General features: G+C 74.3%; 14 protein-coding genes. 9 read left to right on the top strand and 5 right to left on the bottom strand.

What is annotated here, in order from left to right; genetic code table 11:
- Positions 1-13: 13 nt before the first annotated feature.
- Positions 14-946, bottom strand: a complete 933-nt coding sequence (locus EKG83_RS23480) for a phosphotransferase family protein (protein WP_033429381.1) — start codon at positions 944-946, stop codon at positions 14-16.
- 211 nt (positions 947-1,157) lie between these two features.
- Between EKG83_RS23480 and sigJ the strand changes: the two genes are divergently transcribed.
- Positions 1,158-2,033, top strand: coding sequence for an RNA polymerase sigma factor SigJ (gene sigJ, locus EKG83_RS23485; protein ID WP_033429380.1), 876 nt, complete (start codon positions 1,158-1,160; stop codon positions 2,031-2,033).
- A gap of 88 nt (positions 2,034-2,121) precedes the next feature.
- Positions 2,122-2,592: a carboxymuconolactone decarboxylase family protein gene (locus EKG83_RS23490; RefSeq protein ID WP_033429379.1), complete on the top strand. Its 471-nt coding sequence runs from the start codon at positions 2,122-2,124 to the stop codon at positions 2,590-2,592.
- Between the two features lie 87 nt (positions 2,593-2,679).
- Here the strand turns inward: EKG83_RS23490 and EKG83_RS23495 are convergent, their stop codons facing one another.
- Complete coding sequence (locus EKG83_RS23495; protein ID WP_033429378.1) at positions 2,680-3,645, bottom strand: aldo/keto reductase; 966 nt, start codon at positions 3,643-3,645, stop codon at positions 2,680-2,682.
- Positions 3,646-3,763: 118 nt separating this feature from the next.
- On the opposite strand from EKG83_RS23495, the gene EKG83_RS23500 reads away from it, so the two are divergent.
- The 4 genes from EKG83_RS23500 to EKG83_RS23515 all read left to right on the top strand — a co-directional run bounded on the left by EKG83_RS23500 (position 3,764) and on the right by EKG83_RS23515 (position 7,132).
- Positions 3,764-4,813 (top strand): LLM class F420-dependent oxidoreductase, encoded by a 1,050-nt coding sequence (locus EKG83_RS23500; protein WP_033429377.1) that lies wholly within the window; start codon positions 3,764-3,766, stop codon positions 4,811-4,813.
- Positions 4,810-5,634: an undecaprenyl-diphosphate phosphatase gene (locus tag EKG83_RS23505; protein WP_033429376.1), complete on the top strand. Its 825-nt coding sequence runs from the start codon at positions 4,810-4,812 to the stop codon at positions 5,632-5,634. Before EKG83_RS23500 ends, EKG83_RS23505 begins: the two co-directional genes overlap by 4 nt.
- Before the next feature lie 9 nt (positions 5,635-5,643).
- Entirely contained in the window at positions 5,644-6,339 is a 696-nt protein-coding gene (locus EKG83_RS23510) for a histidine phosphatase family protein (protein ID WP_033429375.1), read from the top strand.
- Between the two features lie 487 nt (positions 6,340-6,826).
- Positions 6,827-7,132, top strand: coding sequence for an ArsR/SmtB family transcription factor (locus EKG83_RS23515; protein ID WP_033429374.1), 306 nt, complete (start codon positions 6,827-6,829; stop codon positions 7,130-7,132).
- Here EKG83_RS23515 and EKG83_RS23520 read toward each other — a convergent pair.
- The 3 genes from EKG83_RS23520 to EKG83_RS23530 form a co-directional block, all read right to left on the bottom strand.
- Complete coding sequence (locus EKG83_RS23520; protein WP_033429373.1) at positions 7,110-7,496, bottom strand: VOC family protein; 387 nt, start codon at positions 7,494-7,496, stop codon at positions 7,110-7,112. The genes EKG83_RS23515 and EKG83_RS23520 overlap by 23 nt on opposite strands.
- A gap of 173 nt (positions 7,497-7,669) precedes the next feature.
- Positions 7,670-8,386 carry an MBL fold metallo-hydrolase gene (locus tag EKG83_RS23525; protein WP_033429372.1) on the bottom strand — a complete coding sequence of 239 codons (717 nt, stop codon included), beginning with the start codon at positions 8,384-8,386 and terminating at the stop codon, positions 7,670-7,672.
- Between the two features lie 11 nt (positions 8,387-8,397).
- Positions 8,398-9,372 (bottom strand): hypothetical protein, encoded by a 975-nt coding sequence (locus EKG83_RS23530; RefSeq protein ID WP_033429371.1) that lies wholly within the window; start codon positions 9,370-9,372, stop codon positions 8,398-8,400.
- A 142-nt stretch (positions 9,373-9,514) separates the two neighbouring features.
- On the opposite strand from EKG83_RS23530, the gene EKG83_RS23535 reads away from it, so the two are divergent.
- From EKG83_RS23535 to EKG83_RS23545, 3 genes are all read left to right on the top strand, one after another.
- On the top strand, positions 9,515-9,916 hold the full coding sequence (locus EKG83_RS23535; RefSeq protein WP_033429370.1) for a VOC family protein: 402 nt from the start codon (positions 9,515-9,517) through the stop codon (positions 9,914-9,916).
- Positions 9,917-9,994: 78 nt separating this feature from the next.
- Complete coding sequence (locus tag EKG83_RS23540) at positions 9,995-10,744, top strand: isocitrate lyase/PEP mutase family protein (RefSeq protein WP_033429715.1); 750 nt, start codon at positions 9,995-9,997, stop codon at positions 10,742-10,744.
- A gap of 29 nt (positions 10,745-10,773) precedes the next feature.
- The gene (locus EKG83_RS23545) at positions 10,774-10,926 is read left to right on the top strand and encodes a hypothetical protein (RefSeq protein ID WP_153278325.1); all 153 of its coding nucleotides are present in this window, start codon (positions 10,774-10,776) and stop codon (positions 10,924-10,926) included.
- Positions 10,927-10,990 lie beyond the last annotated feature (64 nt).

The following is a 10,990-nucleotide window of genomic DNA, read 5'->3' on the forward strand; positions in this document are numbered from 1 at the left end:
CCTTCGAAGGCGGTCAGCCGGCGCCGGCCCGACGGAGGCGCTCGCGGGCCTCGTCCTCCGACAGCGAGGTGACGGGCCGGCCGACCGCGTGCTGGTACTTGGCGTCGTAGGCCCTGGTCCACACGCCCGCCGCCCACGCCCGCCGCAGTTCGCCGGCGCCGAACCCCCGGCCACGCGCCCGGCGGTACGCGTCGAGGAACCGCTCGGTCTCCCCGACGGTGGCGAGCGCGTCCGCGCCGGCGGTCGAGTGCAGCGCGGCGGCGAAGCCGACCAGGACGGCTTCGCCGTCCGCGACCACGCTGTCCCAGTCGTGCACCACCAGCAGCGCGTCGCCGTTCCAGCGCAGGTTGCCGGCCAGCCAGTCGCAGTGACCGATCACGGCGTCGGACCCGCCGGCGCGCAGCAGGTCGCGGGCACGCCGCCCGGCCTCGTCGACCCACTCCGCGCCGGCCGCCCCGTCGAGGTCGACACCGGGGTCCTCCTCCGACCGCGGCCACAGCCCTTCCCCGGCGTGGTCCCAGTCCGCCCACGACGGTGCCGGGTCGAGCGCGGGCACCTCGGCCGGCCGGGGGGCCAGCCGGATCAGCCGCGCGAACGCCTCGGCGAAGGCCACGGCCGCGTGGTCCGCGCCCGGGAGGGCGTCGCCGCCGGGCACGAAGGTCTCCGCGGTGGCGACGTCGCCGTCGAACGGCGTGACGCCGGTGAGCGGCCGGGGGCAGGGATAGCCGGCGCGGAACAGCCGGCGCTGCACCTCGACGCAGCCCGCCAGCCGCGGCGAGTCCGGACGGGCCTTGACCACGACCTCGCGGCCGTCGGCCAGCCGCAACCCGACGACCGCGGACAGGTGCCCGGACCGGAACAGCTCCTCCGCCGGCGGGCTGCCCAGGTGCTCGCGGCACCACCGGGCGAGGCGGTCGGGATCGACGGCACGCGCGCGAGGCGACACGGGAACATCCTCACCGATCCGGCTCGCGCGGGCACCCGACTCGGCGAACTCCGGCCGGCCGGGCCCGGCCGACCGGACCGCCCGGCGTCCGCACGCGGTCGGCGGACCGCGGGCCGAGCGCGCCGCTCCACCGGGCTCGACCGGCCCGACCTCACAATCCGGTGCCCCGTGCCGTCGAACCGGTGAGATGCGCACACGAACGAGGGAACCGATGACCACTCCACCCGACCCCGAGGTCCTGCGCGAGCGCCGCCGGCTGATCAACCTCGCCTACCGGCTCCTGGGCTCCCTGACCGAGGCCGAGGACGCCGTCCAGGAGACCTACGCCCGCTGGTACGCGATGTCCCCGGCGCAACGCGACGCCGTCGAGTCCCCCGGCGCCTGGCTGACCACCGTCGCCGGCCGCGTCTGCCTGGACCTGCTCGGCTCGGCCCGCGCCCGCCGCGAGCGCTACGTCGGCGAGTGGATCCCCGAGCCGCTGCCCGGACCGGGGGAGTCGCCGGCCGACCCGGCCGAGCGGGTCACCCTCGACGAGTCGGTCACCATGGCCCTGCTCGTCGTGCTCGACGCGATGACCCCGGCCGAGCGCGTCGCGTTCGTCCTGCACGACGTCTTCCGCTACCCCTTCGCCGACATCGCCCGCATCGTCGGGCGCACCCCGGCGGCCTGCCGCCAACTGGCCTCCTCCGCCCGCCGCCGCGTCCGGGCCGCCGACGCGCCCGCCGCACCGCCCGCCCGGCAGGCCGACCTCGTCCGCGGCTTCAAGCGGGCCTGGGAGGCCCGCGACGTCGACGCGCTGCTGGCCGTGCTCGACCCCGACGCCACCGCCGTCGCCGACAGCGGCGGCCGGGCCGCGGCCCTGCCCCACCCCGTCCGGGGCGCCCGGGAGATCGCCCGCCGGTACGTCGGGATCGCCAGGGCCGCCACCGGCGTCACGCTGCTGGAGCGCACCGTCAACGGCCTGCCCGGCCTGGTGGCCCGGGAGGACGGCGTCACCGTGACGGTGTTCGCCTTCCACGTCGTGGACGACCGGATCAGGCACATCTGGGTGATGCGCAACCCCGACAAGCTCCGCGCCTGGGCGTGAGCCGGATCACTTGAGGGCAGCTCACACTTCGCCGGGCTGCCTCGTCGGTAGTGGCGGGAACAGCGAACGACGAGTGAGGACCGAGCACATGAACGCACGTTTCGACTACGCCGCCAACCCCGTCGGCGGCAAGGTCGTCAAGCACCTCGTCGCGGCGGGCAACGCCGTGGCGGCCGCGCTGCCCGCCACCACCCGGCACCTGGTGGAGATCCGGGCCAGCCAGCTCAACGGCTGCGGCTACTGCCTGGACATGCACACCAAGGACGCCGCCCACGCCGGGGAGACCCCCGAACGCCTCAACCTGGTCGCGGCCTGGCGCGAGGCGGGCGTGTTCACCGAGGCCGAGCGGGCCGCCCTGGAGCTGACCGAGCAGGGCACCCGCCTGGCCGACGCGCCCGGCGCGGTCACCGACGAGGTCTGGGCCGCCGCGGCGAAGCACCACGACGAGGACCAGCTCGCCGCCCTGGTCGCCCTCGTCGCGGTCATCAACGCCTGGAACCGGCTCAACGTCGTCACCCGGCAGCCCGCGGGCGACTACCGGCCGGGCCGGTGGGGGTGACGGCGGCGCGGGTGGACTTCGGCGGTCTCCGACCGACCCGGTGACCACCCGGACCCGGGTGTGGGGCCCGGCACCGGGCCCCACACCTCACCCGAGCGGGCGCTCCGGGTAGCCGAAGTCGATCGCGCTCACGTCGTCCAGCGCCGACCGGATCGCCGGCGGCAGCGTCAGGTCCTCGGCCGCCAGCGACCCCAGCAGCTGGCCGGTGTCGCGCGCGCCCACCACCGGCGCCACCACGCCGGGCCGGTCCCGCACCCACGCCAGCGCCACGCACAGCGCGTTGGTGCCCAGCCCGTCCGCCGCGGTCGCCACCGCCTGCACGATCCGCGCCGCCCGCTCCGTGCGGTGCTGCTCCACGTAGCCGGCGAAGTGCGCCGACGCGCCCCGCGAGTCCGCGGGCGTGCCGTTGCGGTACTTGCCCGTCAGCACGCCCCGCCCCAGCGGCGCCCACGGCAGCAGCCCGATCCCGTGGTGCTGCGCGGCGGGCACCACCTCCCGCTCCACGCCGCGCTCCAGCAGCGAGTACTCCACCTGCGTGGACACCAGCGGCGTGTGCCCGGGCAGCGCCGCGGCCGTGCCCAGCTGCCAACCCGAGTAGTTCGACACCCCCGCGTAGCGCACCCTGCCCGAGGACACCGCCGCGTCGAGCGCCGACAGCGTCTCCTCCAGCGGCACGCCGGCGTCCCAGGCGTGCAGCTGCCACAGGTCGACGTGCTCCACGCCGAGCCGCCGCAGCGAGCCGTCCAAGGCGTGCAGCAGCGCGCCCCGGGAGGCGCCGCCGCCGAACGGGCCGTCGTTGCGCCGCGCCACCGCCTTGGTCGCGATCACCAGCTCGTCCCGCGGCACGACCTCGCCCAGCAGGCCGCCCAGGATGCGCTCGCTCTCGCCCTCCACGTACACGTCCGCGGTGTCCACCAGCGTGCCGCCCGCCTCGGTGAACGCCAGCAGCTGGGTCGCCGCCTCGTCCGCGTCGGTGTCCCGGCCCCAGGTCATCGTGCCCAGGGCGATCCGGGAGACCCGCAGACCGCTGCGGCCGAGGTATCGCTGTTCCACGCGGGGGAGCCTAAAGGGTGATCGACTTGGGGGCGGGGCGCGGCACGCGGCCTGTCAAGGGGTATTCCGGGTGCACCCGCCCTGGCGGAGCAGGTTACCGACCGGTACGGTCCCGGCTGTGCGACTGGGACTGAACCTCGGGTACTGGGGCGCGGGCAACGACGCCGCGAACCTCGAACTGGCCAGGGAAGCCGACCGGCTGGGCTTCTCGGTGGTGTGGGCCGCGGAGGCGTACGGCTCCGACGCGCCCACCGTGCTGTCGTGGGTGGCCGCGCAGACCGAGCGCGTGGACGTGGGCAGCGCGGTCATGCAGATCCCCGCGCGGACCCCGGCCATGGCCGCGATGACCGCCGCGACCCTCGACACCCTCTCCGGCGGCCGCTTCCGGATGGGCCTGGGCGTGTCCGGCCCGCAGGTCTCCGAGGGCTGGCACGGCGTGCGCTTCGACAAGCCGCTGGCCCGCACCCGCGAGTACGTCGACATCGTGCGCGCCGCCCTGCGCCGCGAGCGCCTGCGCTACGACGGCGAGCACTACCGGCTGCCGCTGCCCGACGGCCCCGGCAAGGCGCTGACCCTGACCGTGCACCCGGTGCGCGAGCGGATCCCCGTCTACCTGGCCGCGGTGGGGCCGAAGAACGTGGAACTGGCCGGCGAGGTCGCCGACGGCTGGCTGGCGGTGTTCTTCTCCCCGGAGCACTCCGCCGACTCCGTGGCCGCCCTGCGCGCCGGCCGCGAGAAGGCCGGCAGGACCCTCGACGGGTTCGACGTGGTGCCCACCGCGCCGCTGTTCGTCGGCGAGGACTGGCGCGCCTGCGCCGACCACGTCCGCCCCTACGCCGCGCTCTACGTCGGCGGCATGGGCAGCCGCCGGAAGAACTTCTACAACGACCTGGCCGTGCGCATGGGCTTCGCCGCCGAGGCCGCCGAGGTGCAGGAGAAGTACCTGGCCCGCGACTACGAGGGCGCCATGGCCGCGCTGCCGGTGGACTTCCTCGACGCCACCTCGCTGCTGGGCCCGAAGGAGCGCATAGCAGACCGCATGCGGGCCTACGCCGAGGCGGGGGTCACCACTCTGACGGTTTCACCCATGCTGCAAGATCTTGAGCAGGGGATCGCCGCGCTGCGCACGGCGACCGAAGCTCTGGATCTGGCAGGAGTGGGTAGTTGAGCTGGTTGCAGGCCATTGTCCTAGGACTCGTCCAAGGTCTCACGGAATTCCTGCCCATTTCCTCGTCGGCGCACGTCAGGATCGTCTCCACGCTGTTCTTCGGCAACGACGCCGGCGCGTCGTTCACCGCGGTCATCCAGCTGGGCACCGAGATCGCCGTGCTGATCTACTTCGCCCGCGACATCGGCAACTTCGTCGCGGCCTGGTTCCGCGGGCTGTTCAGCAGGGCGGCCCGCGCCACCGAGGACTACCGGATGGCCTGGTACGTCATCATCGGGTCGATCCCGATCAGCGTGCTGGGCTACCTGTTCAAGGACGAGATCCGCTCCTCGTTCCGCAACCTGTGGATCACCGCGACCGTGCTGGTGGTGTTCGGCCTGCTGCTGGGCCTGGCCGACCAGTTCGCCCAGCACGCCCGCGACCGGCTCCAGCTCAAGGACGCCGTCGGCATGGGCCTGGCCCAGGCGCTGGCGCTGATCCCGGGCGTGTCCCGCTCCGGCGGCACCCTGACCGCGGGCCTGTTCCTCGGCCTCGACCGCGCCGCCGCCGCCCGCTACTCGTTCCTGCTGGCCCTGCCCGCGGTGTTCGGCGCGGGCCTGTTCAGCATCCCCGACGTGCTCGACCGCTCCGAGCCCAACGCCGCCAGCGTCCCGCAGATGGTCGTCGCCACGGTCATCGCCTTCGCCGTCGGCTACGCCACGATCGCGTGGTTGCTGCGCTACGTCTCCAAGCACAGCTACTCGGCGTTCGTGTGGTACCGGCTGCTGCTGGGCATCGTCCTGATGGGGCTGCTGTCGATGGGACTCATCAACCCGACATAAGGTGGCCTCGTGGCTACCGTGATCTTGTTGCGACACGCCCGGTCCACCGCCAACGGGTCGGGCGTGCTCGCCGGGCGCCAGGAGGGCGTGCGGCTGTCCGAGCAGGGCGAGCACCAGGCCGCCGGGCTCGTCGAGCGGCTGGCGGGCGTTCCGGTGGCGGCCGTGGTGACCTCGCCGCTGGAGCGCTGCCGGCAGACCCTCGCGCCGCTGCTCGCCGCCCGCGGCCTGGAACCCGTGGTCGACCCGCAGCTGGCCGAGGTCGACTACGGCGAGTGGACCGGCCGGGCGATCAAGGACCTGTACGCCGAGCCCCTGTGGGCGGTGGTGCAGCAGCACCCGTCCGCCGCGGTGTTCCCCGGCGGTGAGGGCCTGGCCGGCGTGCAGGCCCGCGCCGTGGCCGCGATCCGGGCGCACGACGCCCGCGTGACCGCCGAGCACGGGCCGCGCGCGGTGTGGCTGGCGTGCAGCCACGGCGACGTGATCAAGGCCGTGATCGCCGACGCCCTGGGCGTGCACCTGGACGGGTTCCAGCGCATCGTGGTCGACCCCGCGTCGGTGTCGGTGGTCCAGTACACCGAGACCCGGCCGTTCGTGCTGCGCGTCAACGACAACGGCGGCGACCTGTCCGGGGTCGTGCCACCGCCGGAGAAGGCGGGGGAGGCGCCGTCCTCCGACGCGGTGGTCGGCGGCAGCACCGGGCCCTGATCGTCGGGAGGAGCCGTGTGGCCCCCGGACAGTGCAGGGTAGTCCGGGGGCCACGGTGAGCTGGGCCGGGCGGCGGGGCGGCCTCGTGATGTCGATCGTATTGGCGTTAATGCCGGGGTAAACGCCCAGTTTTCCGCGACTTCGGGGTCGGCGGGGGAGCGGCGTCGCAGGTCAGCGTGCTCCGCAAACCTCTGGAATGCGGTAAAACCGCAGCTCAAACCGCGTGGAAACACTGCGGAAACACACCGTGGCAAGCGCGCGGACGGTTCAGCGGGCTGGGCTTGGTGGCCTACGCCGGAAGAACCGGTCGTGTTTACAGTTAACGACGCACCGTGCGCTTTCGGTCACACTCCGGGGCGTTTTGGCTTGGCCCTCTCACTCCGTGACGCTTCGCGACTCCATCGGGTGACTATTCACTCTTTCGAGTGTAATCACTTCAGTGTTGACTAAAGAAAACCCTTGACTGATGGAGCTACGATGCGAAACCGTGCGCGCCCTACAACACCCGGACGTGGAGAAAGTCCCGCTGCCGACCGTGCTCAGCGCACTGGCCGACCCGGTCCGGCTGAGGATCGTCGCCGAACTCGCCCGCTCGGGCGGCATCGCGTGCGGTGACTTCGACGTGCCGGTGAGCATGTCGACGCTGTCGCACCACCTGAAGGTGCTGCGCGAGGCGGGGGTGCTGCGGGTGATCCCGCAGGGCAGCTACCGCACCCACGAGCTGCGGCGCGAGGAGATGGAGCGCCGGTTCCCGGGGGTGCTGGAGTCGATCACGCGGGCGGTCGGGGTGTGACCTGTTCGGGGACGAACAGGCAGAACGGGTGGCCCGCGGGGTCGAGGCAGACGCGGACGTGGTCCTGCGGCTGGTGGTCGGCGACGGTGGCGCCGAGGGCGACGGCGCGGGCGGTGGCGTCGGCGAGGTCGTCGACCCGGATGTCGAGGTGGGCCATCATCCGCTGGTGGCCGTCGGTGGCGGGCCAGGTGGGGCGCCGGTAGTCGGGCTCGGTCTGGAAGGACAGGCCGGTGCCGCCGCCGGGTGGGTGGAGGGTGACCCAGTCGGGTTCGTCGTCGCCGGGGGTCCAGCCGAGCAGGTCGCGGTAGAAGCGGGCGAGGGCTCGGGCGTCGGGTGCGTCCAGGACGGTCGCGATCAGCTCCACCGGTCCAGTGTCGCCCGGTCGGGGGAGGTTCGCAGGGCGCGGTGCTTCAGCGCCGGTCGCGGGGGGAAGTGCTCGACGCGGGTGATGACGGTGGTCAGGGCGGCCGGGGAGCGGTGGACGTCGCCGGGGACGTCGAGGTTGTGGTCGGCGTCGGTGCACCGTGGCAGCCCGGCTCATCGGATCACCACCGTGTCGCCGGTGCGGGCGACGGGTGCGGTGGCGCGTTCGGCGGCCTGGTCGCGGGTGAGGGTGTGGCCGACGTGGGTGAGCAGGAGGCGGTCGGCGCCCTTGGCGGCCGCGGCGGCGTCCTCGGGGCAGCAGTGGTGGGGTCCGGTGCCGTCGGCCTCGCACAGGAACAGGTCGGCGCCGTCGGCGAGGGCGTGCAGGGCGGGGCAGGGACCGGTGTCGCCGGAGTAGGCGAACGCGGCGCCGTCGTGGTGGGCGCGCAGGCCGAAGGCGGGCAGGCCGTGTTCGACGGCGTGGCTGGTGAGGGTGAGGTCGCCGACCTCGGCGTGGTGGCCGTCGTGCAGTTCGCGGACCTGGAAGGCGGCGGACGCGGGGTTGGGGGCGGCTCCGGCGAGGAAGGTCTCCAGGCGGTCGGCCAGGCCGGGTGGGCCGTAGAGGGGGATGGGTGCGCGTGGGGGCAGGTCGGCGAAGAGCAGGGCGTAGTAGCAGGCGAGCAGGTCGGCGGTGTGGTCGGCGTGGGTGTGGGAGATCCAGATGGCGTCCAGTCGGTCGGGGCGCAGGTGCCGTTGCAGCTCGGCGAGGGTGCCGGGGCCGGCGTCGACCCACACGGCGGTGTGGTCGGTGCGCAGCAGGTAGCCGGAGCAGGGGTCGTCGGGGCGCGGGTACGGGGTCGCGGTGCCCAGCACGGTGAGGGTGAAGGTCACGACGCCGGAGGTTACGGCGCGGTGTGGCGCAGGACGTGGACGCCCGCCGCGGTTTTCAGGTAGGCCCAGGTGGTGGTGCCGGTGGTGGCCAGGCCGACGTGGGAGGCGGAGGTGCGGGCGAGGTCGTCGGGCAGCGGCACGGGTTCCCAGTCGGTGCCGGTCCAGTGGTGGAAGGCGGGGCGGGTCTCGAAGCTGCCGCGGTCGGCGCGCACGCCCCAGGTCCAGCCCGCGGCGACGCCGTGGACGCTCAGGCGGTCCTCGTCGCGGGGTGAGGGCACCTCGCTCCAGCCGGTGCCGTCCCAGCGGTGCACGCGCAGGCCGTCGGCGTCGCGCACGTGGGCCAGCCACACGTCGTCGGGTGCGGCGGCGGCCAGGCAGGCGACGTGGCCGCGTTCGAGCCGGGGGCCGGGCAGGTCGTGCCAGGCGTCGCCGTCCCAGCGCACCAGCACGGGGTACTCGTAGCTGGCGGGGCCGACCCCGGCCAGGCCGCCGCCGCCCGCCCAGAGTTCGCGCGGGCCGGTGCGGGTGAGGGTCTGCAGGCCCTCGCGGGCCGAGGAGAGCACGGGGCGCACGTGCCAGGTGCGGCCGTCCCAGTGCAGCCCGTCGCGGCCGGTGCCGACCACGTGGACGTCGTGGGCGCCGATCGCGGCCACGGCCTTGGCCCAGGTCATGGGTGGGGTGTCGAGGCTGTGCCAGGTGGTGCCGTCGTAGTGCAGCACCAGGGGGCGGCCGCCGGTGTTGCCGACGGCCCACACGTCGTCGGGTGCGGTGGCGGCCACGCCGGAGAGGCTGGCCGGGGTGGGCAGCGCGGGCAGCGGTTCCTCGCGCCAGGTGTGGCCGGTCCAGCTCAGCACCAGTGGTGCCGACGGTCGGCTGGTGAACACGCCGGTGGTGCCCGCGAGCCAGGCGTGGTGCTCGCCCGCGGTCGCCAGGGCGGCCAGTGCGGTGCTGGGTGGCAGCACGGGCACCGGCACGGGTCGGAACAATCCAACTCCCCCTCGATGGGCCTCCCCCGACTCATCGAGGGTCCAGCAGATCGGGACGGGCGCGGGTGCGCCATCCGCCGAACGGCGGCTTGTTGCCGAACCAGGGCCGTCGTCGTCCGCGATTGCCGCCAGGGTGGCCGTTATGACGCAATTGCACGCCTACTTCGGTTACCGCGACGCCCCGGCCGCCCTGAGGTGGCTCAAGGAGGCGTTCGGCTTCGAGACCACGATGAACTTCCCCGACGAGCACGGCGGTGTCATGCACGCCGAGCTGCGGCTGGACGACGCGGTGGTCATCGTGTTCAGCGACCGCGACGGCTACCAGCGGCCGCCGCGGCGCGGGGACACCGGCGGTTTCGGGGTCTACCTGACGTTGGCCGACGAGGCGGCGGTGGACGCGTTGTACGCGCGTGCGGTCGCGGCGGGTGCGGTGACGGTGTGGGAGCCGGCGGGGACGGAGTGGGGCAACTACCGGTTCCGGGTGCTGGACCCGGAGGGGTACGAGTGGTCGTTCGGCATCCACCGGCCGGGTGAGCCGGTCTGAGCCGGTGAGGCGGGTCACCCCGGCATTTGTCGGCTCGATTCCCCGCGCGCACCGCCGCCGGTGATCGACAATGCCGGGGTGACCACCACCCTCGCGGCCAAGGCCCGGGCGCTGCGCGCCCTCCACGTCCCCGGTGACCCCGTCGTGCTGCCCAACGTGTGGGACGCGGCGTCCGCGCGGGTCCTCGCCGAGGCCGGCTACCCGGCGATCGCCACCGCCAGCGCCGCCGTCTCGGCGGCCCTGGGCTACCGGGACGGCCACGACATGCCGGCCGACGAGGCGTTCGCGGCCGTCCGCCGCGTGAGTGGCGCGGTGGACGTGCCGGTGACCGCCGACGTCGAACGCGGCTACGGCCTGCCGCCGGCGGTGATCGCCGAGCGGCTGGCCGAGGCCGGTGCCGCGGGGTGCAACCTGGAGGACTCCGACCCGGTCGGCGAGCGGTTGGTCGAGGTGGGGGAGCAGGTCGACTTCCTGGCCGCGGTGCGCGCCGCCGACCCGGAGCTGGTGATCAACGCGCGGGTGGACGTGTTCATCCACGGCGACCGCTCGTTGGACGAGGGTGTGCGGCGTGCTCGCGCCTACCTGGAGGCGGGCGCGGACTGCGTCTACCCGATCGGCCTGCCGGCCGAGCACGTCGCCGCCTTCGTCGCGGCGGTCGACCGGCGCCCGGTCAACCTGTGGCACGGTCCCGGCGAGCCCGGCTTGGGGGAGGTGGCGGCGTTGGGGGTGGCCCGCGTCAGCTTCGGCCCGGGTTTGCAGCGGCTGCTGCTGGCGCGGTTGGGGGAGCTGGTGGGCGGGATTCGGGAGGGGCGCGACCCTTACGCGTGAACCGGGCCCGGTCTTCGCAAAAGGGCGAGGTGCCTGCGGGGGCGGGCGCGGAGGTCGGGTCGGCCCGACCGGCGACGGGGCGCGTCACGGTCGCCGAGGCCGAGAACGCCCCGGGTGGCCGGTTCGACCACGACTCGCTCGACGCCATCGCCGAGGTCGCCGCCTGCCTGCCGCGCCCGTGACCGCGGTTCCGCCGAAAACCCCGCCCGGCGGGCCCCGGAACCACCCGTGCGCCCTGCCCCGGGG

This window comes from Saccharothrix syringae, from assembly GCF_009498035.1.
Lineage (GTDB): Bacteria > Actinomycetota > Actinomycetes > Mycobacteriales > Pseudonocardiaceae > Actinosynnema > Actinosynnema syringae.

Coding starts and splice junctions, on each gene's coding strand:
- sigJ (WP_033429380.1), top strand. CDS start 1,158: ATGACCACTCCACCCGACCCCGAGGTCCTGCGCGAGCGCCGCCGGCTG.
- EKG83_RS23490 (WP_033429379.1), top strand. CDS start 2,122: ATGAACGCACGTTTCGACTACGCCGCCAACCCCGTCGGCGGCAAGGTC.
- EKG83_RS23535 (WP_033429370.1), top strand. CDS start 9,515: ATGACGCAATTGCACGCCTACTTCGGTTACCGCGACGCCCCGGCCGCC.